The organism is Micromonospora sp. BRA006-A (assembly GCF_033433935.1).
Classification (GTDB): domain Bacteria; phylum Actinomycetota; class Actinomycetes; order Mycobacteriales; family Micromonosporaceae; genus Micromonospora; species Micromonospora aurantiaca.
The window spans coordinates 1,548,359-1,572,374 of sequence record NZ_JANCLW010000001.1; the positions used below are offsets into that span (position 1 = coordinate 1,548,359).

Below are 24,016 nucleotides of genomic sequence, written 5' to 3' on the forward strand. Positions count from 1 at the left end.
CTGCGCCCGTGACCGGGCGAGTGATCGCTACACCAAACAGGAGGGTCGTCGAAGCGCGATGAACATCGTCGTACTCGTCAAGCAGGTGCCCGATTCGGGCGCGGACCGCAACCTGCGTTCTGACGACAACACCGTCGACCGCGGTTCGGCGAACAACGTCATCAACGAGATGGACGAGTACGCCATCGAGGAGGCGTTGAAGATCAAGGAGGCGCACGGCGGTGAGGTCACCATCCTGACCATGGGTCCGGACCGGGCGACCGAGTCGATCCGTAAGGCGCTGTCCATGGGCCCGGACAAGGCCGTCCACGTCGTCGACGACGCCCTGCACGGCTCCTGCGCGGTGGCCACCTCGAAGGTGCTCGCCGCCGCCCTCGGTCAGCTGGGCGCCGACCTGGTCATCTGCGGCGCCGAGTCGACCGACGGCCGGGTGCAGGTCATGCCGCACATGATCGCCGAGCGGCTGGGCGTGGCCGCCCTGACCGGCGCGCGCAAGCTCACCGTCGACGGCTCGACGCTGACTGTCGAGCGGCAGACCGAGGAGGGCTACGAGGTGGTCACCGCCTCGACCCCGGCCGTGGTCTCCGTCTGGGACACCATCAACGAGCCGCGCTACCCGTCCTTCAAGGGCATCATGGCGGCCAAGAAGAAGCCGGTGCAGACGCTCTCCCTGGGCGACCTGGGCGTGGCCCCGGCCGAGGTGGGCTTCGACGGCGCCACCAGCGCCGTGGTGGAGCACTCCAAGCGCCCGCCGCGCTCCGGCGGCGAGAAGATCACCGACGAGGGCGACGGCGGCGTGAAGCTGGTCGAGTTCCTCGCCACCGAGAAGTTCGTGTGAGAGGTCGCTGACATGTCTGAGGTTCTCGTCGTCGTCGAAGCCACGAAGGAATTCGGCGTCAAGAAGGTCACCCTGGAGATGCTCACCCTCGCCCGCGAACTGGGCACCCCGAGCGCCGTCGTGCTCGGTGGGGCCGGTGCCGCCGAGGCGTTGAGCGCCAAGCTGGGTGAGTACGGCGCGGAGAAGATCTACGCCGCCGAGGGTGAGGAGATCGACGGCTACCTGGTGGCCCCCAAGGCCACGGTGGTCGCCGAGCTGGTCAAGCGCGTCCAGCCGGCCGCCGTGCTGCTCGCCTCCTCGCAGGAGGGCAAGGAGATCGCCGCCCGCCTGGCGGTCAAGCTGGACAACGGCATCCTGACCGACGTGGTCGGCCTGGCCGCCGACGGCACCGCCACCCAGGTGGCGTTCGCCGGCTCCACCATCGTCAAGTCCAAGGTCACCAAGGGCCTGCCGCTGGTCACCGTCCGGCCGAACTCGCTCAACCCGGCCCCGGCCGCGGCGACCCCGGCGGTCGAGCAGCTCACCGTGTCGGTCACCGACGCGGACAAGCTCGCCAAGGTCGTCGAGCGGGTCGCCGAGCAGAAGGGCTCCCGCCCCGAGCTGACCGAGGCGTCGGTGGTCGTCTCCGGCGGTCGCGGTGTCGGCAACGCCGACAACTTCAAGCTGGTCGAGGAGATGGCCGACCTGCTCGGCGGCGCGGTCGGCGCGTCCCGCGCGGCAGTCGACTCCGGCTACTACCCGCACCAGTTCCAGGTGGGTCAGACCGGCAAGACGGTCTCCCCGCAGCTCTACGTCGCGCTGGGCATCTCCGGTGCGATCCAGCACCGGGCCGGCATGCAGACCTCGAAGACCATCGTCGCGGTGAACAAGGACGCCGAGGCGCCGATCTTCGAGCTGGCCGACTACGGCGTGGTCGGCGACCTGTTCAAGGTCGTCCCGCAGGCCGCCGAGGAGATCCGCAAGCGTAAGTAGCGTCGCGTGAGAGAAGGCCGCCGCCCGGTGCACCGGGCGGCGGCCTTTCTCGTAGGGAGCTGATCGGCGGGCCGGGGAGCTGAGCCGGCCCGCCGATCAGCCCGTCAGGGTGCCCCTCAGCAGGCTGTCGCCGGAGTGGGCGGGCTTGTTGTCGTACTGCTCCGCGCTGACGTCGACCACGGTGTAGGTACGCAGGTCGACGTTCGGGGGGATCGGCAGGAGCGCGTCCCCTGATCCGTTGCTCAGCGTACCCACGGAGAACATATCCATCGTGTTCGGATCGATCAGCCAGACCTCGTAGTACCCCGGAACGGTCGGGAGATTCGCCACGTGCAGATGCAATCGGTGGTCGCCGAGCACCCGGGCGTCGCCGGAGGCGTCCTTCGGCGTCGAACCGAACGCGGCGAGCGGCGCGCTGGCCACCACCGGCGGCTCGGGGTCGGCCGGCTCGCCGCCGCCACCGCCGAGCACCGCGGCCGTACCGGCCACGCCGATCACCGCGGCGGCGGTGGCGGTGACCGCCGTGGTCGCCCACCCCGGCCAGCGCCGGCTCCGCCGCGGACGACGTGCCACGACGGGTACGGCGGCCGGCTCCACCGGGTCGGCCGGGCGCGGCAGGCGCCGATCGGTCAGCGCCGGCAGCTCCTCGGCGGCCCGGATCTCGGCCACGATGCCCTGCCAGATGTGCTCCGGCGGGTCGGGCAGCTCGGCCAGGCCCTGCGTGCCCGCGCCGAGCCCGGCGACGTGCTGGAGCGTCTCCATCTCGCCCCGGCAGTGGTCGCAGGTGTCCAGATGGGTGGCCTCGCCGTCAGCCGCCTCGCTCTCACCGAGCGCCAGAAAGACCAGCCGGTCGTGGTCCAGGTGCTGCACCGTCCACCTCCCATCTGCGTTTCAGGCTCTGCATGCCGCGTCTGATGTGACTCTTGACGGTGCCGAGCGGCACTCCGGTCACCGCCGCGATCTGCTGATGTGTCAGGTCGTCGTAGAACGCCAGCTCCAGCATCCGGCGCTGCTCGTCGGGGAGCCGGGCCAGCTCGTCGGCGACCACCAGCCGGTCGACCACGGTGTCCGGGTCGGGGCCGGTGGAGACCGGCTCCGGCAGTTGCTTCACCGTCTCGACCACCCGGGTCTCCCGCGCCGAGGCCCGGATCCGGTCGACCACCTTGCGCCGCCCGATTCCGAGCAGCCAGCCGACCAGTGAGCCTTTCGCCGGGTCGAACGTCTCCCGGCCGAGCCAGGCGGCGACGAACGTCGCCTGGGTCACGTCCTCGGCGTCACTGCGGTTCACGAGCGTCGTGGTGGCCAGGTGCAGCACCGCCCGCCCGTACCTGTCGTACGCCTCTCGCAGGGCCGCCTCGTCGCCGTCGCGGAACCGGGTGGCGAGGTCGTCCTCGCCCGGCGGTTCGGGGCCCTGCCTGGCCGCCGTCACCGGGCGGCTCGCCTTCCGTGGGGCATGCCCGACTGTAACTCCCACAGTCCTCGCCCCACTCTCCCGGTGTGTCGGTCACGACCCTCGTCACCTCTCCTTCGTCGCCGGAGGGTCCGGCGGATGCGCCCGGAGGCCGGAAAAAGAAATCGGATCCGGGCGCATCCGGGGGCGACGGAGCCGGCGTAACCCGTTCTGCAAGCCAGGCCTGACGAATCAGCATCAACCACCAGGAGGCAGACAATGCAGTACGCGATGTTCCGTCGGGTCGCCGCGGGCGGCGCGGTGGCCGCCCTCACCTTCGCCGGCGTCGGCGCCGCCACCATGAGCCCGGCCTACGCCGCCTCGTCGAAGGTCTCCGTGGTCCACGGCATCCCGGACACCCCGGTCGACGTGTACGTCAACGGCGAGAAGACGCTGAACAACTTCAAGCCCGGCGACGTGGCCGGCCCGCTCACCCTGCCCGAGGGGGAGTACGACATCGCCCTGACCAAGCCCGGTGAGGCGATCGACAAGGCGATCCTGAAGGTGGACGACGCCGCGGTGCCGGGCGGGGCGAACATCAGCCTCGCCGCCCACCTGAGCGCCGCCGGCGAGCCGCAGATCACCCCGTTCGTCAACGACGTGTCCAAGGTGGGCGCCGGCAAGGCCCGGCTGATCGTCCGGCACACCGCCGCCGCCCCGGCCGTCGACGTGCGGGCCGGCGGCAAGCCGGTCTTCGAGGGCCTGACCAACCCGAAGGAGGCGAAGGCGGACGTGGCGGCCGGCTCGGTCGAGGCGGACGTGGTGCTCGCCGGCACCGACACCGTCGCCATCGGCCCGGCCGACCTGAACCTGAAGGAGGGCACCGCCACCATCGTCTACGCGATCGGCTCGGCCGAGGCGAAGAACCTGAGCGTGGTCGCCCAGACCATCAACGGCCTGCACTCGGCGCCGGGCGGCGTGCCCAGCGGCACCGGTGGCCAGGCCGGCACCGGCGTGGACACCTGGTGGTACGTGCTGGCCGGGGCCGGCGTGCTGCTTCTGGTCGGCGGCGGGGCGCGGGTGGCGGCAACCGCCCGGGCCGGTCGCCGGTGACGGTACGCAACCGCGGGGCGCTGGCGGCGATGGCCGCCGGCGCCGCCGCGCTCATCCTGGCGACGGTGGTGGCGTGCGGATCGGAGCCCGCCGAGGACGTCGGCGGCGACGAGGTGACCGCCCTGGCGAGTGCCACACCCACGCCCACGCCGGCGGCGACCGGCGGCGGTTCGGTCCCGGTGAACCCGGGGACGCTGCCGGCCGGCAGCGAGATCGTGCCGCCGGTGAAGCTGAGCATCCCGCCGATCCGGGTCACCGCCACCGTCAACCCGGTCGGCGTCAACGAGCGCACCGACGAGTTCGAGGTGCCGCCCAGCGTGGACCAGGTCGGCTGGTACCGCTACGGCCCCGGCCTGGAGGCCGATGCCGGCTCGGTGGTGATCGCCGGGCACGTGGACAGCGCCGAGCAGGGCAAGGGGGCGTTCTTCCGGCTCCGTGAGCTGGGCCAGGGGGACAAGCTGACCGCCACCGGCTCGGACGGCCGCGAGCGCGCCTACCGGGTGGTGGCCCGGGAGGAGTACCGCAAGTCGAAGATCCCGCTGGAGCGGTACTTCGCGCGCGACGGGAAGCCCCGCCTCACGCTGATCACCTGCGGCGGGCCGTTCGACGCGAAGACCCGCAGCTACCGGGACAACATCGTGATCACAGCCGTTCCCGCGTGATCACTGCCGTTCCGCGTGAGCGGCCGGACCGCCCCGGGTGGGACGGGGCGGTCCGGCCCCCGGCGCCGGGTACGCAGGCCGTTAGGCTGAACCGTGATGGCATACCTTGATCACGCGGCGACGACCCCGATGCTGGACGAGGCACTCGAGGCGTACGTCGCCGTCGCCCGCGAGGTGGGCAACGCGTCGTCGTTGCACGCGGCGGGTCGCCGGGCCCGGCGACGGGTGGAGGAGTCCCGTGAGCGGGTGGCCGCCGCGCTCGGTGCCCGCCCCTCCGAGGTGATCTTCACCGGCGGCGGTACGGAGAGCGACAACCTCGCCGTGAAGGGCGTCTTCTGGGCCCGTCGCGCCGGCCGGGCCGAGCGGGTCCGGGTGGTCTCCAGCGCGGTCGAGCACCACGCCGTCCTCGACGCGGTGGACTGGCTGGTCGAGCACGAGGGTGCGGAGGCCGGCTGGCTTCCGGTCGACGCGGCCGGGCGGATCGACCCGGAACGCCTGCGCACCGAGCTGGCCGAGCACGGCGAGCGCGTCGCTGTGGTCACCGCCATGTGGGCGAACAACGAGGTCGGCACCGTCCAGCCGGTGGCCGAGCTGGCCGCCGTCGCCGCCGAGCACGGGGTGCCGTTCCACACCGACGCCATCCAGGCGGTCGGGCAGGTACCTGTCGACTTCGCCGCCAGCGGCGTGTCGGCGCTCACCGTGACCGGGCACAAGCTCGGCGGCCCGACCGGCGTGGGCGCGCTGTTGCTGGCCCGCGACGTCCCGGCCACCCCGCTGCTGCACGGCGGCGGCCAGGAACGCGACGTGCGCTCCGGGACGCTCGACACCGCGGGCATCGTCGCGTTCGCGGTCGCCGTCGAGGCTGCGGTCAAGGGCCAGCAGGAGTACGCGGCCCGCGTCGCCGCGCTCCGCGACGAGCTGGTCGAGCGGGTCCGGCAGGCCGTCCCCGAGGTGATCTTCAACGGTGACCCGGCCGACCGGCTCCCCGGCAACGCGCACTTCTCCTTCCCCGGCTGCGAGGGGGACGCGCTGCTGCTGCTCCTGGACGCCCAGGGCATCGCCTGCTCGACCGGGTCGGCCTGCTCCGCCGGGGTGGCCCAGCCCTCGCACGTGCTGCTGGCGATGGGCGCCGACGACGACCGGGCCCGGTCCTCGCTGCGCTTCACACTCGGCCACACGAGCACCGGCGCGGACGTGGACGCGCTGATCGCCGCGCTCCCGGCGGCGGTGGAGCGGGCCCGCCGCGCGGCCGCCCTCCGTACGCCCCGCTGACCCGGATACCCTCGGTGAGGACGAGGGGAGTGGGCCGGTGAGGGTTCTGGCGGCGATGTCGGGCGGGGTGGACTCCGCCGTCGCGGCGGCACGGGCGGTGGAGGCCGGGCACGACGTGACGGGTGTGCACCTGGCGCTGGCCCGTAACCCGCAGACGTACCGCACCGGCGCCCGGGGCTGCTGCACCCTGGAGGACTCCCGGGACGCCCGGCGGGCCGCCGACGTGCTCGGCATCCCGTTCTACGTGTGGGACATGGCCGACCGGTTCCATGACGACGTGGTGGACGACTTCGTGGCCGAGTACGCCGCCGGGCGTACCCCCAATCCCTGCCTGCGCTGCAACGAGAAGATCAAGTTCGCGGCGGTGCTGGACCGGGCCGTGGCTCTGGGCTTCGACGCGGTGGTGACCGGCCACCACGCCCGGCTCGGCGCCGACGGGCTGCTGCGGCGCAGCGTGGACGCGGCCAAGGACCAGTCGTACGTGCTGGCGGTGCTGACCCGCGCGCAGCTCGACCGGTCGATCTTCCCGCTCGGCGACTCGACGAAGGCCGAGGTACGCGCGGAGGCCGCCCGGCGCGGCCTCGCCGTGGCCGACAAGCCGGACTCGCACGACATCTGCTTCATCGCCGACGGCGACACCCGCGGCTTCCTCGCCGAGCGGCTCGGCGAGGCGCCGGGCCAGGTGGTGGACGCGCTCACCGGCGCGGTGGTGGGCAGCCACAGCGGCGCCTACCAGTACACCGTCGGGCAGCGGCGCGGCCTGCACCTGGACCGTCCGGCGCCGGACGGCCGGCCCCGCTACGTGCTGTCCATCACCCCGACCACGAACACGGTGACTGTCGGCCCGGCCGAGGCGCTGGAGGTCTCCGACGTGCGCGCGACCCGCCCGGTGTGGACCGGCGGCCCGCGCCCGGACGGGCCGGTCGAGTGCGAGGTGCAGCTGCGGGCGCACGGCGACGTGGTGCCGGCCGCCGTCGAGGTGGACGCCGACGCCCTGCGCGCGTCGTTGCGCCGCCCGGTCCGGGGTGTCGCCGCCGGCCAGGCGATCGTGGCCTACCGGCCGGACCCGGCCGGCGACGTGGTCCTCGGCTCCGCCACCATCACCGCCGCCTGAACGCGTACGGGCAGCGGATAGGCTGCGGCCGTGACTGAGCAGGCGTGGCCCTGGCCCACCGGCGCGGCGACCGGCATCGGGTCGCTGCCCGGCACCGACATCGCCGAGGCGCAGCGGATCGTGCTCGGCGAACTGCCCGCCCTGCCGCACCTGCCCGAGCTGCCCGCCCGCGGACCGGGCGCGGACCTCGTCGGCCGCACCGCCGGCCTGCTCGTCGAAGTGCCCGTCGAGCTGTACGCGGCCCGCTGGCGGATCGCCCCGCGCCCCGGCCGTGACCTGCGCCGCGCCCGCGACCTGATGGAACGCGACCTCGACCAGCTCGCCGAGCAGGCCGAGGAGTACGCCGGACCGGTAAAGGTCCAGGCGGCCGGCCCGTTCACCCTCGCCGCCGCGCTGGAGCTGCCGATCGGCGGCCGGATGCTGCGCGACCCGGGCGCGGTCCGCGACCTCGCCGGTTCGCTCGGCGAAGGGCTGCGCGGGCACGTCGAGGCGGTGACCCGGCGGCTGCCCCGCGCCTCGGTGCTGCTCCAGCTCGACGAGCCGTCCCTGCCTGCGGTGCTGGCCGGCCGGGTGCCCACCGAGAGCGGCTTCGGCACCCACCGTCCGGTGGAGACCGAGGTGGCGCGGGCGCTGCTGCGCGACGTGATCGAGGCGGCCGGCGTACCGGCGCTCGTGCACTGCTGCGCGCCGGACGTACCGCTGGAGCTGATCCGCTCCGCCGGCGCGGCAGGCGTCGCGCTCGACCTGTCGCTGGTCACCGACCTCGACCCGCTCGGCGAGGCGATCGACGCCGGGCTCGGGCTGCTGGCCGGCGCCGCGTCGACGCTGCCGCCGCCGTCCGGCCGGGCGCCCACGTCGGCCGAGGTCGCCGGCCGGGTCCGGCGGGTCTGGGACAAGCTCGGCTTCCCCCGCCGCCGGCTGGCCGAGCAGGTGGTGGTCACCCCCGCGTGCGGCCTGGCCGGTGCCACCCCGGGGTACGCCCGCGCGGTGCTCACCGCCTGCCGCGACGCGGGCCGGCGGCTCGCCGAGGACTGACGTTTTTCCGTCGTACCCGCCGGGCACGATGCCCGGCATGATTGGACGACTGCGTTCCACCGTGATCGACTGCCCCGATCCGCACGCGCTCGCCGCCTTCTACTCCGAGCTGCTCGGCCTGCCCCTGGTGGAGGAGAACTCCGACGGCGACGAGTGGGTGGTGCTCGGCGGTCCACCCGGGCACCAGCCGCGGGTGGCCTTCCAGCGGGCACCGGGCCTGCGCACCCCCGACTGGCCCGACCCGGCCCGGCCGCAGCAGTTCCACCTCGACGTGACAGTCGACGACATCGAGGCGGCCGAGAAGGCGGTGCTGGCGCTCGGTGCACGGCGGCTACCGGGTGAGGGGGAGGGCTTCCGGGTCTACGCCGACCCGGTCGGCCACCCGTTCTGCCTCTGCTGGGACTGATCTTCCGCCGCTTGCGCGGCGGAGGCATGATCGCCATCGTGACCGCCTCCACCGCCACCGGCCGCGCCGCCGGTTCGCTGTTCGGCCTGGCCTACGGCGACGCCCTGGGCAAGCCGACCGAATTCCTCACCGTCACCGAGATCGTCCGGCGCTACGGTCCGGCCGGTCCGCGCGAGCTGACCGGTGACCCGGCCCTGGTCACCGACGACACCCAGATGGCGCTCGCCGTGGCGTGGGCGCTGCACGACGCGTCCGCGTACACGGCCGAGGTGGTGGAGCCGCTGCTGCGGCAGCGCTTCGTCGACTGGTCGGTCAGCCCGGAGAACAACCGTGCGCCCGGCATGACCTGCCTGCGGGCCTGCGCCGAGCTGGCCCGGGGTGCCCGCTGGCAGGAGGCGACAGTCGCCGGCTCGAAGGGCTGCGGCGCGAACATGCGCGTCACCCCGGTCGGGCTGCTCGACGTCGACCTGGACACGATGGCCGGGCTGGCCCAGCTCCAGGCCGGCCTCACCCACGGCCACCCGACCGGGCTGGCGGCGAGCGAGCTGACCGCGTACGCGGTCCGGCTGCTGCGCGACGGCGCGGCGCTGCCGGAGCTGCCCGGTCTGCTCACCGAGCGGGCCCGGGAGCAGCGCACCGTCTACCGCGACGACTGGCTCGGTGACCTGTGGCAGCGGCCCGGCGAGAGCAGCGCGGCCGAGTTCGTCGCCCGGGGCTGGGACGACTGCCTGCGCGTGCTCGGCCGGCTGGAGGCGGCGCTGGCCCGCCCGGATGACGGCGGCGACCCGTGCCGGTTCACCGGCGAGGGGTGGATCGCCGAGGAGGCGCTCGCCACCGCGCTGCTCTGCGCGCTGCGCCACCGCGACGACCCGGTCGGCGCGCTGGCCCGGGGCGCCACCACGGCCGGTGACTCGGACTCCATCGCCGCGCTGGCCGGCGCGTTCGTCGGCGCCGCGTACGGCATCGCCGCCTGGCCCGCCGGGTGGGCCGGCCGGATCGAGTACGCGGGCCAGCTCACCGCGCTCGCCGCCGCCTTCGACGGGGAGGTGTCCGGCGCCGGTTCGCCCGGTGAGGGCCGGGGACCGGCGGCGTGACCCTGCCCTCCGGGAGAGGCGGCTCGCTCAGCCCGTGAGGTGCCTCAGCCGCCGGACGCCACGCCACAGGTCCGGGTCGCAGGTGCCGGCCCGGTCGGCGAACGCGCTCAGCGGCACCGGGATCGGCTCGCTCACGTCGAGGTAGCTGTCGTGGTCGGCGCCCGGATCCCAGTCCCGGGTCGGGATCGGCAGGTGGTCGTCCCGGTCCGACTTGTCCTGGCTGGTGATCTTCAGTACCTCGGCGTCCCGGCCGTCGACGCGCAGCACCAGGCAGGGACGCACCTTCGAACCGGTCCCGTCGGCGTAGGGCACGTCGGCCCACCAGATCTCCCCGGGCCGGGGCTCGTCCCGGTCCGCCCGCCCGGCGCCCCGCGGCCTCGGCGGCGTCGCGGTGCGGTCACCCCGCGGCCCGGCGCCGGCCCGGTCACGCCTGCGGTCCGCCCGGTCGCGCGTCCCGGCGCGGCCGGCCGCGCGGCGGCGCCACTCGTTCCACAACCAGCCGGCCGCGACGCAGGCCACGATCACCAGCGCCCAGATCACCCCGTCGCGCATCCGCCGCCCGCCTCCCGACCGTTGTCGACCACCACCGCCGAGGCGATCGTCGCACGGCCGGGGCGGACCCGCCGGGTGGCGCGGCGGGCACCGGTCCGCCCTGCTCGGCGCGGGTGACCGGACGACTGTCACAGCCGACCGCTACGGTTCTCGGGTAGCACCAACACGGGAGGTCGACAGCGGTGTCCGAAGGCGGCGGCGTGTCCGAAGAAGCGGTTCCCCCAGCGGTCGACGCGGCCCAGGACGCGGCGGCGGGTGCCGAGCCGACCCCGGCGGCCCGGGAGCGGCACGCCACGCTCAGCCAGGAGCTGACCGAACACCAGTACCGCTACTACGTCCTCGACGCACCGACCGTCACCGACGCCGAGTTCGACAAGCAACTGCGGGAGCTCGAGGCGCTGGAGGCCGAATACCCGGCGCTGCGCACCCCCGACTCGCCCACCCAGCGGGTCGGCGGCACCTTCTCCACCGACTTCACCCCGGTCGCGCACGCCGAGCGGATGCTCTCGCTCGACAACGCCTTCGCCGACGAGGAACTGGCCGCCTGGTCCGAGCGGGTCGAGCGCGACGCCGGTGGCCCGGTGCCCTACCTGTGCGAGTTGAAGGTCGACGGGCTCGCCATCAACCTGACCTACGAGAAGGGCCGGCTGGTGCGCGCCGCCACCCGGGGCGACGGCCGCACCGGCGAGGACGTCACCGCCAACGTGCGCAGCATCAAGGGGGTGCCGGCCCGGCTGACCCCGGCCGGCGACTTCCCCGACGTGCCCGATCTCCTGGAGGTGCGCGGCGAGATCTATTTCCCGGTGGCCGCGTTCGCCGACCTGAACGCGAGCCTGGTCGGGCAGGGCAAGGCGCCGTTCGCCAACCCGCGCAACGCCGCCGCCGGCAGCCTGCGGCAGAAGGATCCGCGGGTGACCGCCTCCCGCCCGCTGCGCCTGGTCGTGCACGGCATCGGCGCGCGCACCGGGTTCCGGCCCGCCGCGCAGTCCGAGTCGTACGCCGCGCTCAAGGCGTGGGGGCTGCCCACCAGCGACCGGTGGCGGGTGGTGGACGACCTGGCCGGTGTCGCGGAATACATCGCCTACTACGGCAAGCACCGGCACGACGTCGAGCACGAGATCGACGGCGTGGTGGTCAAGGTCGACCCGGTCTCGATCCAGGGCCGCCTCGGCTCGACCAGCCGCGCGCCCCGCTGGGCGATCGCCTTCAAATATCCGCCCGAGGAGGTGAACACCAAGCTGCTCGACATCGAGGTGGAGGTCGGGCGCACCGGCCGGGTCACCCCGCGCGCCGTGCTCGAGCCGGTCCGGGTGGCCGGCTCCACCGTCGCCTACGCCACCCTGCACAACGCCCGCGAGGTCGAGCGCAAGGGCGTGCTCATCGGCGACACGGTGGTGCTGCGCAAGGCCGGCGACGTCATCCCCGAGGTGCTCGGCCCGGTGGTCGAGCTGCGCCCGGCCGACGCCCGCCCGTTCGTCATGCCTACCACCTGCCCGGCCTGCGGCACGCCGCTCGCGCCGGCCAAGGAGAGCGACGTCGACATCCGCTGCCCCAACGGGCGGGCCTGCCCCGGTCAGATCCGCGAGCGGGTCTTCTACCTGGCCAGCCGTAAGGTGCTCGACATCGAGGTGCTCGGCGAGAGGGGCGCAGCGGCGCTGCTGGACGCCCAGATCATCACCAACGAGGGCGACCTGTTCCAGCTCGACGCCGAGCAGTTGAGCCGGTCGCCGTTCTTCGTCAACAAGGACGGCAGCCTGGGCAGCAACGCCACCAAGCTGCTCGACAACCTCGCCGAGGCCAAGGAACGCGACCTGTGGCGGGTGCTGGTGGCACTGTCCATCCGGCACGTCGGCCCGACCGCCGCCCAGGCGCTCGCCCGGCACTTCCGGTCGGTCGCCGCGATCGAGGCCGCCGGCGAGGAGGAGTTGTCCTCGGTGGACGGCGTCGGCCCGACCATCGCGGCGAGCGTGAAGGAGTGGTTCGCCGTCGACTGGCACCGCGACGTGGTGCGCAAGTGGGCCGAGGCGGGCGTACGGATGGCCGAGGAGGCCGCCGACGAGGGGCCGCGACCGCTCGACGGCGTCACTGTGGTGGTCACCGGCACGCTGAGCGGGTTCAGCCGCGACCAGGCGGCCGAGGCGATCCAGGTCCGGGGCGGAAAGGTGACCGGCTCGGTCTCCAAGAAGACCGGTTTCGTGGTGGTCGGCGACAACCCCGGCTCCAAGGCCGACAAGGCCGCCACCCTGAAACTGCCGATCCTCGACGAGGACGGTTTCCGGGTGCTGCTCGACTCCGGCCCGGAGGCGGCCCGCGAGGTGGCCCGGATGGAGGACTGACGGGCTGGTCACGGCGATCGTCCGCGGATACCAAGTTAATTACGACTCCGACCGATTCGTGACTGTCGTGTCGGGGAAATCGCCTCGGAGGGCGTTTCATTGGCGTACGACGCGTGACGGCGCGCGCCAGGACGTTCCCCGGGAGGTGCGATGGAGACCGGCGACCCGCGTAACTCCGTCCCGCCCGGACGGAGCGGGCCGTTCTTCGGCTTCGTCGCCGCGATCGGCGCGGTCGCCCTGCTGGTCTCGGCCGGGCCGCTCGTCGCGCTCGCCGACCGGCTGACCGAGCTGCCTGCCGCGTTCTGGACCATGGCGGTGCTCGCCGTCGCCTGCGACGCCCGCCCGTTCGTCCCGCCCGGCCGCCGGCAGACGTCTGCGGTGTTCCCGTCGACCTGCTTCACCTTCGCGATCCTGCTCGGCTGGGGCTTCGGCCCGGCCGTCGCGGTGCAGGCCGTCGCCGTGGCGGTCAGCGGCTGGCGACTCGGGTACGCGCCCTGGCGCACCGGCTTCAACGCCGCGCAGTACGCGTGCGCGCTCGCCGCCGCGTACGCGGTCACCCGGCTCGGTCCGGGCGAGCTGTTCGGCGGCGGCCGTCTGCACTGGACCGACGTGGCGGCGGTGGGCGGCGCGACGCTCGCCTGGTTCGTGGTCAACTACGGGCTGGTCAGCTCCGCGGTCCGGCTGCGTTTCGGCGACAGGTGGTGGCCGAGTGTCCGCAGCGGCCTGGCGTACGAGCTGCTGTCCACCGGTTCGCTGCTGCTGCTCGCGCCGGTGCTGGTGGCCGCCGCCCGGGCCAGCGCGGCGCTGATCCCGCTGGTGCTGGTGCCGCTGTTCGCCGTCTACCGGATGGCCCGGCTCTCCGAGGAACGCGAACAGCTCGCCGACGTGGACCCGCTCACCGGGCTGCCCAACCGCAAGGCGCTGCTCACCGAGGTGGCCGAGCAGGTGCACCTGCACGGCGAGCGGGCCGCCCGGGGTGCGCCGGACGCGCACCTGGCGCTGCTGCTGCTCGACCTCGACCGGTTCAAGCACGTCAACGACGCGCTCGGGCACGCCGTGGGGGACCGCCTGCTGGTCGAGGTGAGCGCCCGGCTGATGGGCGCTGTGGACGGCGGTGACATGGTGGCGCGGCTCGGCGGCGACGAGTTCGCCATCGTCGTACCCCGGCTCACCGACATCGACCAGGCCCGCGAGCGGGCCGACCGGGTGGTCGCCGCGCTCGCCGAACCGGTGCCGCTGGACGGGCTGCCGCTGGACGTGGGCGGCGCCATCGGCATCGCGCTCTACCCGGACCACGGCGAGGACTTCGCCACCCTGATGCGTCACGCCGACGTGGCCATGTACGACGCGAAGCACCGCAACGACACGGTGGCGGTCTACGCGCCGGAATCCGACCACAACTCGGCCGAGCGCCTCAGTCTGCTGGCCGACCTGCGCCGGGTGCTGGAGTCCGGCCCGTCCGCGCAGGGCGGGGAGACTGTCGGCGTACGCGGGGGTGACGGCGCGGCCCTGACCCCGGCGCTGCCGGTGCGGGCCGACCGCCCGGCCCGCAACCAGCGCCCGGCGCGCGACGGCGGCCGGGGACGGTCCGGCGACGGGCCGAACCGGTGGCTGCGGCGCCGCCGCGACCGCGCGGAGGAGCGGCACGACGACGACCTGATCGAGCAGATCCTCACCCGCGCCGACCCGATCCGCCGCCGGGCCGCCCGGGCCGGCGGCGGACCGGGCGCGGGTCCGCTCGTGGTCGGCGACGCGGAGTTCGCGCCGGAGACCGAGACCGCCGACGTCGGCGTCACCCAGGACGCGGAGGCCGCCGTGAGCACCGGCGCGCCGGGCGTCATCGGGCCGACCGCCGACGGGAGCACAGCGGCCGAGGCGGACGAGCAGTCCGGGCACCCGGGCGAGATCACCATGTACTACCAGCCGCAGATCGCCATCGCCACCGGCGAGGTGGTGGGCGTCGAGGCGCTGCTGCGCTGGCGGCACCCGCGCCGGGGCATGGTCGACCCGGGCGAACTGATCCAGGTCGCCGAGCAGAGCGCGGTGATGCGGCTGCTCACCCGCCGCGTGGTCGACGACGTGGTGGAGCAGCTCGCCAAGTGGTCGGCGGCCGGGCTCACGCTGCGGGCCGCGCTCAACGTCAGCGTCCGGGACCTGCACACCGGCGAGATCGCCGACCAGATCGCCGACCGGCTGACCCGGTACGGCGTGCCGCCCGAGCGCCTCCAGGTGGAGATCACCGAGGGCGCGCTGATGGCCGACCCGCGGCGGGTGCTCGCCAGCATCACCCAACTGCACCGCATCGGCGTCGGCATCGCGCTCGACGACTTCGGCACCGGCTACTCGTCGCTGCAACACCTGCGGCGGCTCCCGCTGTCCGAGGTGAAGGTGGACAGGTCGTTCGTCCTCGGAATGGCCGAGGATCCGGACGACGCGGCGATCGTCCGCTCGATGATCGAGCTGGCCGGCGCGCTCGGGCTGCGGGTGGTCGCCGAGGGCGTGGAGGACGAGCGCACCTGGCGGCTGCTGCACGCCGCCGGGTGTGACGTGGCGCAGGGCTGGTTCCACGCCCGGCCGATGCCGGCCGAGGACCTGGTGGCCTGGCTGTCCCGCTACCGTCCGGTACGCCCGGCGGAGGCGGTGGGACGCGGCGGTCCGGCGCCGGAGGGGGAGTCGAAGGCGTCGTCGTGACGGCGGGACAATAGACTCGCTCCGGTCACCGCGCGTCATCGAGCACGCCCGCACGCGCGGCCGGCCCACCGCAGACGTCTCAGGACAGCCACGAAGGGGGCACTGATGGCCGCCATCTCCCGCGAGGAGGTCGCGCACCTCGCGCGACTGTCGCGGCTCGCCGTCACGGAGGAGGAACTGGACACCTTCGCCGGCCAGCTGGATGTGATCCTCCAGTCGGTCGCGCAGGTCGGCGAGGTCGCCGCGGCGGACATCCCGCCGACGTCCCACTCCGTGCCGCTGACGAACGTGCTCCGCGAGGACGTGGTGCGGCCGGGCCTGACCCCGCAGGAGGCGCTGTCGGGCGCCCCCGACGCCGAGGAGCAGCGGTTCCGCGTCCCGCGGATCCTGGACGAGGATGTGGCCTCATGAGCGATCGCAGCGAGCGAATCATCAGGCTCAGCGTGCCTGTCGGTCGTGACGGCACGGAGCGAAGCGGAGTGCCGGCATGACCGACCTGACGAAGTTGACCGCTGTCGAGATCGCCGGGCTGGTGGCGAGCGGCGAGACCTCCGCCGTCGAGGTCGCCCAGGCCCACCTGGACCGCATCGGCGCCGTCGACGACCGGGTGCACGCGTTCCTGCACGTCGACACCGAGGGGGCGCTGGCGGCCGCGCGTGCCGTGGACGAGCGCCGCGCCGCCGGTGAGGAGCTGGGCCCGCTCGCCGGTGTGCCGGTCGCGGTCAAGGACGTGCTCACCACCAAGGGCGTGCCGACCACGGTCGGGTCGAAGATCCTGGAGGGCTGGCGCCCGCCGTACGACTCGACGATCGTCGAGCGGCTGCGCGACGCCGGCACGGTGATGCTCGGCAAGACGAACATGGACGAGTTCGCGATGGGCTCCTCCACCGAATACTCCGCGTACGGGCCGACCCGTAACCCGTGGGACACCGACCGGATCCCGGGCGGCTCCGGCGGTGGCAGCGCGGCCGCGCTGGCCGCGTACGAGGCGCCGCTGTCGATCGGGTCGGACACCGGCGGCTCGATCCGCCAGCCCGGCGCGGTCACCGGCACCGTCGGCGCGAAGCCCACCTACGGCGGCACCTCCCGCTACGGCCTGGTCGCGTTCTCCTCGTCGCTGGACACGCCCGGCCCGTGCGCGCGTACCGTGCTCGACGCCGCGTTGCTGCACCAGGTGATCGGCGGTCACGACCCGCGCGACTCCACCTCGATCCCGGCCCCGGTGCCGGACGTGGTGGCCGCGGCGCGGCTCGGCGCCACCGGCGACCTGACCGGGGTGAAGCTCGGCGTGGTCACCGAGTTCACCGGCGAGGGCGCGGAGCCGGGCGTGATGGCCGCGTTCCGCGACGCCGCCGAGGCGCTGGCGAAGCTGGGCGCCGAGATCGTCGAGGTCTCCTGCCCGCACTTCAAGTACGCGCTGCCGGCGTACTACCTGATCGCGCCGAGCGAGTGCTCCTCCAACCTGGCCCGGTTCGACGGCGTCCGGTTCGGCCTGCGGGTCGGCGACGACGGCAACCGGTCGCTGGAGGAGGTCATGTCGCTGACCCGCGAGGCCGGTTTCGGCCCCGAGGTCAAGCGGCGCATCATGCTCGGCACGTACGCCCTCTCGTCGGGCTACTACGACGCCTACTACGGCCAGGCGCAGAAGGTCCGCACGCTCATCACGCGGGACTTCACCAGCGCGTTCGAGCAGGTCGACGCGCTGATCTCGCCGACCACGCCGTTCGTGGCGTTCCCGATCGGGTCGCGTACCGCCGACCCGTACCAGATGTACCTGGCCGACCTGTTCACCATCCCGACGAACCTGTACGGCGGCCCGGCCATCTCGGTGCCGTGCGGCCTGTCCGACGGGCTCCCGGTCGGCTTCCAGATCATGGCGCCGACCATGGCCGACGACCGGATGTACCGGGTCGCCGCCGCGCTGGAGTCCTCGGTCGGCGCGTTCACCCCGCCGGCTCTGTAAGGAGGGCGGGATGCTCACGCGAATAGAGATCGACGGTTTCAAGTCGTTCCGCGACTTTTCGTTGGACATCCCGCCCTTTCTTGTAATTATCGGACGGAACGCAGCGGGAAAGTCGAACCTTTTCGACGCCATCCAGTTCCTTGGCCGGTTGGCTGGTGATCCGGTCCTGGAAGCCGCCCAGCACATGCGAGGCGATGTCGCGGATCTTTTTCACAAGCACACTGACGGGACATGGGTCGATGTCATGTCGTTCGCGGTCGAGGTGCTGCTGGACCGCTCGGTCACTGACGCCTTCGGTGACACCGCTGAAGTCAACCACTCGCGGCTTCGCTACGAGCTGACCATCGAACTTCGGTCAATGGGCAGCAGCGGGACGCAGCGCCCTTATGTCATCCGTGAGTCCGTGCGGCGGATCCGGCGTGCGGGTGATACCTGGATGGAACAGTTCACCGTGGAGCAGCGAAAGCGTCTGGCCGTCTATCGACCGGGTGCCGCCGACCCGCTGGAGACCGAGCATGACGACCAGGGGCGGCCGGTATTCAGCATCAGACAGCAGGGTAACCAGGGGCGGAAGCGGAAACTGCCAGCCACGGCCGCCACGGCTACGGTGTTGTCCAGCCTGACGACCGCCACCGATTTTCCGTTGCTGTATGCGCTCAAACGAGAGATGCAGTCATGGCGGCTTCTGCACCTCGACCCGAGCGCGCTGCGTGCCCCAGACTCCTATGACGATCCGGACAACCTGTCCGCCAACGGGGGACACCTTGCAAACACCCTCCGTCGACTGGCAGACGAGACAGGTAGCGCGGACCGACCGGAGGGAGCGCTGAACGATCTCTCGGCCGATCTGGCAGCCGTCATCCCCGGAGTTGTTCGTGTGCAGCTAGCCGAGGACGACGCACGTCGGCAACGTCAGGTGGAAGTGGTTACTCGGGAGGAGGCGCCGTTCTCGGCGAGGGTGGCCTCGGACGGCACCCTGCGGGCGATCGCGCTGTTGGCGGCGCTCTACGATCCGCGCGGCGCGGGGCTGATCTGCTTCGAGGAGCCGGAGAACGGAATCTTTCCGCAGCGCCTCGCGCAGTTCGTCAGATACCTCAGAAGCTTGGTTGAACGTGCGTTGGCATCTGGCAAGGACGGCGCTGCGCTGACTCAGTTGGTGCTGAGTAGTCATTCGCCGGCGATCCTACGAGCACTGGAACCCGCGCAGACGCAGGTGCGCCCCGATGCAGTTTTCATGGATGTCGTGAGCCGGGTCCAACGCGGTAAGGCGCGTAGCCGGGTTAGCCGTTGGCGTTCGATTGCCGGCGCTCAGCAACTCACGATCGATGATGCGCTAGATGTCGGCAGTGTAGTCAGCCCACGGGAGATTGCTGAGTTCGAGGTGATGGCGGAGTTGGACAACTAATGCGGTACCTCACCTCCGCGCTGGTGTCCGAGGGTGTCACCGATGATCAGTTTCTGCCGAGGCTGTTGGCGAGGGCGCTGACCGAGATTTGCCAGGTGGAGTTCGAGGACACGGTCGAGGTAGCTGACGTTCAGCCCTTGCGAGAGCGCAGAGGGCCCTGCTCAGTGGCAGACGTCGTGAGCCTCGTGGAGAAGAATCCGGCCAGCTTCTCACTTGTATTCTTCCATCATGACCAAGGAGCTAACCCCGAGCGGGTCGCAGCCGAGTGGCTGCAACCGCTACGGGACCTGTGGGGGGATCGCGCCGAGCAACTGATCGCCGTGGTGCCGGTCCGCGAGACGGAGGCCTGGCTGTTGGCCGACGGTGACGCATTGCGAAGTGCGCTCGGAGTTCGTTGGTCGGATGCGGAGATGGGGCTGCCCGAGCAGCCGCGTCGTGTGGAAAGCATCGCTGACCCTAAAAAGGTTCTTAACAACATCATGGACCGGATCAGCCGCTCAACCACTGATCATTTCGGTCAACTGGGCGAACTGGTATCACTGGCAAAGCTCGATGGCGTTCCGGCCTATCGCCAGTGGTGGTCCGATACTCGTGACACGTTGATTCGGCTGGGCTATCGGCAGACCTGACCCGCGACGCCTCACCGTCCGTTGCGTGTCCGTCCGGTCAGCACCAGCGCGACGGCGACCGTCACCAGCCCGGGGAGCACGATGGCGGCCAGCATCAGGGCCACGTTGTCGGGATTGCGGTCGTCGCTGGTCAACCACTGCCCCCAACTGATCAGCACGGCCAGCAGCCACACCGCGGCGACGGCCAGCAGCACCGTCCTGGCCCGCGCGCCGCGTGCCGTCGAGTCGTTCCCCGTATTCGTCATGGTCGACACGTACCCGGGTGTCGGTTTTCCCATGCCGGCCCGGCGGGTCCCCGCGCGGTGATCTCGAAGCCCGGCAGCGGGGTGGCCGGGCCAGCCGATTAGGCTGGAACGGTTCTGTCCGGATCGCGCCTGGAGCTCAGATGACGACGACACTGCCCGCGTACGACGAGGTCGTCGCGCGCTTCGAACCGGTGATCGGCCTGGAGACCCACGTCGAGCTGGGCACGAACACCAAGATGTGGTGCGGCTGCCCGACCGACTTCGGCGGCGAACCGAACACCCGGGTCTGCCCGGTCTGCCTCGGCCTGCCCGGATCGCTGCCGGTGGCGAACAAGGCCGCCATCGAGGCGACCATCCGGATCGGGCTGGCGCTGAACTGCTCGATCGCGCAGTGGTGCCGGTTCGCCCGGAAGAACTACTTCTACCCGGACATGCCGAAGAACTTCCAGATCAGCCAGTACGACGAGCCGCTGTGCTTCGACGGCTACCTGGACGTCGAGGTCAACGGTGAGCTGGTGCGCATCGGCATCGAGCGGGTGCACCTGGAGGAGGACACCGGCAAGACGCTGCACGTCGGCGGCGCCACCGGCCGCATCCACGGTGCCACCGAGTCGCTCGTCGACTACAACCGGGCCGGCATCCCGCTCGTCGAGATCGTCACCAAGCCGATCCCCGGCACCGGCGCGCTCGCGCCCGAGGTCGCCCGCGCGTACGTCACCGAGCTGCGCGACGTGATCCGCTCGCTCGGCGTCTCCGACGTGCGGATGGAGGAGGGCTCGCTGCGCTGCGACGTCAACACGTCGCTGAACCGGCCGGGCGAGGAGTGGGGCACCCGCACCGAGACCAAGAACGTCAACTCGCTGCGCTCGGTCGAGCGGGCGGTGCGCTCGGAGATGCTGCGCCAGGCGTCGGTGCTGGAGGCGGGTGGCCGGATCACCCAGGAGACCCGGCACTTCCACGAGGACACCGGCGACACCACGTCGGGCCGGTCCAAGGAGACCGCCACCGACTACCGGTACTTCCCGGAGCCGGACCTGGTGCCGCTCGCCCCGGACACCGCGTGGGTGGCCGAGCTGAAGGCCGCCCTGCCGGAGCTGCCGCGCCTGCGCCGCAAGCGGATCCAGCAGGAGTGGGGCCTGTCCGACCTCGACATGCAGTCGGTGGTCAACGCCGGCGCGGTCGAGCTGATCGAGGCGACTGTCGCCGCCGGTGCCACCCCTGCCGCCGCCCGGAAGTGGTGGCTGGGCGAGCTGTCCCGCCGCGCCAACGAGACCGGCGTGGAACTGGCCGACGTGGGCGCCACCCCGGCCCAGGTCGCCGAGCTGCAGGGCCTCGTCGACGCGGGCAAGCTCAACGACAAGCTGGCCCGTACCGTGCTGGAGGGCGTGGTGGCCGGCGAGGGCTCGCCGACCGAGATCATGACCAACCGCAACCTGGAGGTCGTCTCGGACACCGGCGCGCTCACCGCCGCCGTGGACGAGGCGATCGCCGCGAACCCGGACGTCGCCGACAAGATCCGCAGCGGCAAGGTCGCGGCGGCCGGCGCGCTCGTCGGCGCGGTCATGAAGACCACCCGCGGCCAGGCGGACGCGAAGACCGTCCGCGAGCTGATCCTGGCGCGCCTCGGCGCCTGACGTGTCGTAAGGAAGGGCCCCTTCTTAACGCCTGGTGCATGGGAAGGGGCCCTTCCTAACGCCTCGCCACCCCTCCCCGGACAGGGCGTCAACGGCGACGCCCGGATGGAGTCACCGTGAACCAGCACGACCTCGACGTCCTCGACGAGATCCAGCGCCGGGTGCTCTGGCTCGCCACCCGCATCGTCGACGCGGCCAACCACGACCGCGACACCGGTGACGGGGTGAAGGTCGGCGGCCACCAGGCGTCAAGCGCCTCCCTGGTCACCGCGATGACAGCGCTCTGGTTCCAGCACCTGGACGCCGAGGACCGGGTGGCGGTGAAGCCGCACGCCTCGCCGGTGTTCCACGCGATCCAGTACCTGCTCGGCAACCTCGACAAGTCGTACCTGCCGAAGCTGCGGGCGCGCGGCGGGCTCCAGTCGTACCCGTCGCGCACCAAGGACCCGGACGAGGTGGACTTCTCCACCGGCTCGGTCGGCCTGGGCGCCGCCGCGCCGCTGTTCGCCGCCGTCACCCGCCGCTACGTCGACGCGCACTTCGGCGCGCGCCCGCACTCCCGGTTCGTCGCCATCATCGGCGACGCCGAGCTGGACGAGGGCAACATCTGGGAGGCGGTCGCCGACCCGGCCACCACCGGGCTCGGCAACGTGATGTGGCTCGTCGACTTCAACCGCCAGTCGCTCGACCGGGTCGTCCCCGGCATCCGGATCAACCAGTGGCGCGGCCAGTTCGAGGCAGCCGGTTGGCACGTCGTGGAGGTCAAGTACGGCCGCAGGCTCGCCGAGGCGTACGCCCGGCCGGGTGGCGCGGCGCTGCGCGACTGGATCGACCGGATGCCCAACGAGCAGTACCAGTCGCTGTTCGGGCTGGCCGGCCCGGCGCTGCGCAAGCAGTTCCTGGACGGCGCGCCGGCCGAGGTGGCCGCGTTCGTCGCCGACATCGGCGACGACGAGCTGGGCCCGCTCGTCACCGACCTGGGCGGGCACGACGCGCAGGCCATGCTCGACGCGTACGCCCAGTGCGACGCGGTCACCGACCGGCCCAGCGTCGTGTTCGCGTACACGGTCAAGGGCTGGGGTCTGCCCATCGCCGGCAACCCGCGCAACCACTCGGCGTTGCTCACCACCGAGCAGGTCGACGCGCTGCGCGCCGCGCACGGCCTGACCCCGGAGACCGAGTGGGACCGCCTCGACCCGGCGTCCCCGGCCGGCATCCGGGCCGGCGAGCGCCGGGAGGCGCTGTCCCGCCCGCCGCGCGAGCGTGCGCTGGGCGTCACCGTTCCGGAGACCACGAGGGTACGCGCGAACAAGCCCGTCTCCACCCAGGAGGTCTTCGGCCGGGTGCTCGTCGACCTGGCCCGCGATCCGCAGGTCGCGCCCTACCTGGTGACCACCGCGCCGGACGTGGCCACCTCGACCAACCTGGCCGGGTTCATCAACAAGACGGGCGTGTTCGCCCCGACCGAGCAGCGCTCCTGGACCGAGGACCGGATGCTGCGCTGGACCGAGAGCCCCGCCGGGCAGCACATCGAGCTGGGCATCTCGGAGATGAACCTGTTCCTGTTGCTGGGCCAGCTCGGCCTGTCGTGGGATCTGTCCGGCCAGCCGCTGCTGCCGGTGGGCACCGTCTACGACCCGTTCGTGCTGCGCGGTCTCGACGCGTTCCTCTACGGCACGTACTCCGGTTCCCGGTTCGTGGTTGCGGGCACCCCGTCCGGCATCACGCTGGCACCCGAGGGCGGCGCGCACCAGTCCACCATCACCGCGTCGGTCGGCCTGGAGCTGCCGGGGGTGACGTTCCTGGAGCCCGCGTACGCCGGCAGCCTCGACTGGCTGCTCTGCGACGCGCTCGGGCAGATCGCCGGCGGCTCCGCACCGGCCGCCACCGCCGCGCCGGCCGAGGACGGGGCGTACTACTTCCGGCTCAGCACCCGGCCGATCGACCAGGCGCCGTTCGAGGCGGCCCGGGCGCGGCTCGGGGACGCGGTGCTGCGGCGGCAGGTGGTGGCCGGCGCGTACCGGCTCGTCGACGCGCACCAGGCGTACCCCGATCTGGCTGACGCCCCGGTCGTGCAGCTCGCCGCCTCCGGTGCGGTGCTGCCGGAGGTCCTGGCCGCCGCCGCGGAGCTGGCGGAGGAGGGCGTGGCCGCGCACGTCGTGGACGTCACCAGCCTGGACCGGCTCTACCGCGCGTGGCAGCGGACGCTGCGCCAGGGCGTGCGGACCGCCACCGTGCCGAGCGTGCCCGGCGCGCTGCGGTCGGCGTTCGCCGACCGGGTGCCGGTGGTCACCGTGCACGACGCCGCCTCGCACGCGATGGCCTGGCTCGGCTCGGCGGTCGGTGCCCCGGCGGTGCCGCTCGGCGTGGACGAGTTCGGCCAGTCCGGCAGCGTCCGGGAGCTGTACGAGCTGCACGACCTGCTGCCCGGCAGCATCGTCAACGCCGCGCTGGCCGCGATCGCGCTGCGCTGAGGCGGCGGCTGGTTCTCTCTCACGGAACGTGACGGCTGGGTTGGTTGCGGAGAGTAACCGCCTCCGGCGACCCCGGGGATCACCTCTCGGCCCCTTTGCTCTGCAGCCATATCCGCATCACCGTCCTGAGCTGGGGCGGAATGGAGCGTCCGCCGCTCTGCACCCACCCAGGCGGTGACGCTCGGTGCCTG

The 24,016-nt window shown here is 72.6% G+C and carries 21 protein-coding genes; 17 read left to right on the top strand and 4 right to left on the bottom strand.

All coding sequences use genetic code 11. From position 1 onward, the window contains the following. Window positions 1-58 precede the first annotated feature (58 nt). Both NMK34_RS07520 and NMK34_RS07525 read left to right on the top strand, forming a co-directional pair. The gene (locus NMK34_RS07520; RefSeq protein ID WP_318332803.1) at window positions 59-838 is read left to right on the top strand and encodes an electron transfer flavoprotein subunit beta/FixA family protein; all 780 of its coding nucleotides are present in this window, start codon (window positions 59-61) and stop codon (window positions 836-838) included. Between the two features lie 12 nt (window positions 839-850). After that, window positions 851-1,810 (top strand): electron transfer flavoprotein subunit alpha/FixB family protein, encoded by a 960-nt coding sequence (locus NMK34_RS07525; RefSeq protein WP_013474293.1) that lies wholly within the window; start codon window positions 851-853, stop codon window positions 1,808-1,810. 96 nt (window positions 1,811-1,906) lie between these two features. On the opposite strand, the gene NMK34_RS07530 is transcribed toward NMK34_RS07525, so the two are convergent. After that, window positions 1,907-2,680, bottom strand: a complete 774-nt coding sequence (locus tag NMK34_RS07530; RefSeq protein WP_318332804.1) for an anti-sigma factor — start codon at window positions 2,678-2,680, stop codon at window positions 1,907-1,909. Then, window positions 2,634-3,239 (bottom strand): RNA polymerase sigma factor, encoded by a 606-nt coding sequence (locus NMK34_RS07535; RefSeq protein WP_013284457.1) that lies wholly within the window; start codon window positions 3,237-3,239, stop codon window positions 2,634-2,636. Before NMK34_RS07535 ends, NMK34_RS07530 begins: the two co-directional genes overlap by 47 nt. 240 nt (window positions 3,240-3,479) lie before the next feature. Here NMK34_RS07535 and NMK34_RS07540 point away from each other — a divergent pair, with 240 nt between their 5' ends. The 7 genes from NMK34_RS07540 (at window position 3,480) to NMK34_RS07570 (ending at window position 9,896) form a co-directional block, all read left to right on the top strand. Further along, window positions 3,480-4,313, top strand: a complete 834-nt coding sequence (locus NMK34_RS07540) for a DUF4397 domain-containing protein (protein WP_013474295.1) — start codon at window positions 3,480-3,482, stop codon at window positions 4,311-4,313. Continuing rightward, complete coding sequence (locus tag NMK34_RS07545) at window positions 4,310-4,975, top strand: class F sortase (protein ID WP_318332805.1); 666 nt, start codon at window positions 4,310-4,312, stop codon at window positions 4,973-4,975. Before NMK34_RS07540 ends, NMK34_RS07545 begins: the two co-directional genes overlap by 4 nt. A gap of 96 nt (window positions 4,976-5,071) precedes the next feature. Further along, complete coding sequence (locus NMK34_RS07550; protein ID WP_318332806.1) at window positions 5,072-6,247, top strand: cysteine desulfurase family protein; 1,176 nt, start codon at window positions 5,072-5,074, stop codon at window positions 6,245-6,247. Between the two features lie 37 nt (window positions 6,248-6,284). Continuing rightward, a complete protein-coding gene (mnmA, locus tag NMK34_RS07555; protein ID WP_318332807.1) occupies window positions 6,285-7,361 on the top strand; it encodes a tRNA 2-thiouridine(34) synthase MnmA in 1,077 nt (358 codons plus the stop codon). Window positions 7,362-7,391: 30 nt separating this feature from the next. Next, entirely contained in the window at window positions 7,392-8,396 is a 1,005-nt protein-coding gene (locus NMK34_RS07560; protein WP_318332808.1) for a methionine synthase, read from the top strand. Between the two features lie 37 nt (window positions 8,397-8,433). After that, a complete protein-coding gene (locus NMK34_RS07565) occupies window positions 8,434-8,802 on the top strand; it encodes a VOC family protein (protein WP_318332809.1) in 369 nt (122 codons plus the stop codon). A 26-nt stretch (window positions 8,803-8,828) separates the two neighbouring features. Beyond that, window positions 8,829-9,896 carry an ADP-ribosylglycohydrolase family protein gene (locus NMK34_RS07570; RefSeq protein ID WP_318332810.1) on the top strand — a complete coding sequence of 356 codons (1,068 nt, stop codon included), beginning with the start codon at window positions 8,829-8,831 and terminating at the stop codon, window positions 9,894-9,896. Between the two features lie 27 nt (window positions 9,897-9,923). On the opposite strand, the gene NMK34_RS07575 is transcribed toward NMK34_RS07570, so the two are convergent. Beyond that, on the bottom strand, window positions 9,924-10,448 hold the full coding sequence (locus NMK34_RS07575) for a type II toxin-antitoxin system PemK/MazF family toxin (protein WP_318332811.1): 525 nt from the start codon (window positions 10,446-10,448) through the stop codon (window positions 9,924-9,926). A gap of 182 nt (window positions 10,449-10,630) precedes the next feature. On the opposite strand from NMK34_RS07575, the gene ligA reads away from it, so the two are divergent. The 6 genes from ligA (at window position 10,631) to NMK34_RS07605 (ending at window position 19,472) form a co-directional block, all read left to right on the top strand. After that, window positions 10,631-12,784 carry an NAD-dependent DNA ligase LigA gene (gene ligA, locus NMK34_RS07580; protein WP_412098857.1) on the top strand — a complete coding sequence of 718 codons (2,154 nt, stop codon included), beginning with the start codon at window positions 10,631-10,633 and terminating at the stop codon, window positions 12,782-12,784. Between the two features lie 150 nt (window positions 12,785-12,934). Next, a complete protein-coding gene (locus NMK34_RS07585; protein ID WP_318332813.1) occupies window positions 12,935-15,475 on the top strand; it encodes a putative bifunctional diguanylate cyclase/phosphodiesterase in 2,541 nt (846 codons plus the stop codon). Between the two features lie 105 nt (window positions 15,476-15,580). After that, complete coding sequence (gene gatC / locus NMK34_RS07590) at window positions 15,581-15,886, top strand: Asp-tRNA(Asn)/Glu-tRNA(Gln) amidotransferase subunit GatC (RefSeq protein ID WP_013284468.1); 306 nt, start codon at window positions 15,581-15,583, stop codon at window positions 15,884-15,886. Window positions 15,887-15,962: 76 nt separating this feature from the next. Further along, the gene (gatA, locus tag NMK34_RS07595) at window positions 15,963-17,438 is read left to right on the top strand and encodes an Asp-tRNA(Asn)/Glu-tRNA(Gln) amidotransferase subunit GatA (RefSeq protein ID WP_318332814.1); all 1,476 of its coding nucleotides are present in this window, start codon (window positions 15,963-15,965) and stop codon (window positions 17,436-17,438) included. 10 nt (window positions 17,439-17,448) lie between these two features. Beyond that, window positions 17,449-18,843, top strand: a complete 1,395-nt coding sequence (locus NMK34_RS07600) for an AAA family ATPase (RefSeq protein WP_318332815.1) — start codon at window positions 17,449-17,451, stop codon at window positions 18,841-18,843. Beyond that, window positions 18,843-19,472 (top strand): DUF4276 family protein, encoded by a 630-nt coding sequence (locus NMK34_RS07605; protein ID WP_318332816.1) that lies wholly within the window; start codon window positions 18,843-18,845, stop codon window positions 19,470-19,472. Before NMK34_RS07600 ends, NMK34_RS07605 begins: the two co-directional genes overlap by 1 nt. An 11-nt stretch (window positions 19,473-19,483) precedes the next feature. Here NMK34_RS07605 and NMK34_RS07610 read toward each other — a convergent pair whose 3' ends face one another. Continuing rightward, window positions 19,484-19,717 (bottom strand): hypothetical protein, encoded by a 234-nt coding sequence (locus NMK34_RS07610; RefSeq protein WP_318332817.1) that lies wholly within the window; start codon window positions 19,715-19,717, stop codon window positions 19,484-19,486. 140 nt (window positions 19,718-19,857) lie between these two features. On the opposite strand from NMK34_RS07610, the gene gatB reads away from it, so the two are divergent. Both gatB and NMK34_RS07620 read left to right on the top strand, forming a co-directional pair. Continuing rightward, a complete protein-coding gene (gatB, locus tag NMK34_RS07615) occupies window positions 19,858-21,351 on the top strand; it encodes an Asp-tRNA(Asn)/Glu-tRNA(Gln) amidotransferase subunit GatB (RefSeq protein WP_318332818.1) in 1,494 nt (497 codons plus the stop codon). Between the two features lie 116 nt (window positions 21,352-21,467). Further along, window positions 21,468-23,825, top strand: coding sequence for a transketolase-like TK C-terminal-containing protein (locus NMK34_RS07620; protein ID WP_318332819.1), 2,358 nt, complete (start codon window positions 21,468-21,470; stop codon window positions 23,823-23,825). Window positions 23,826-24,016: the final 191 nt, after the last annotated feature.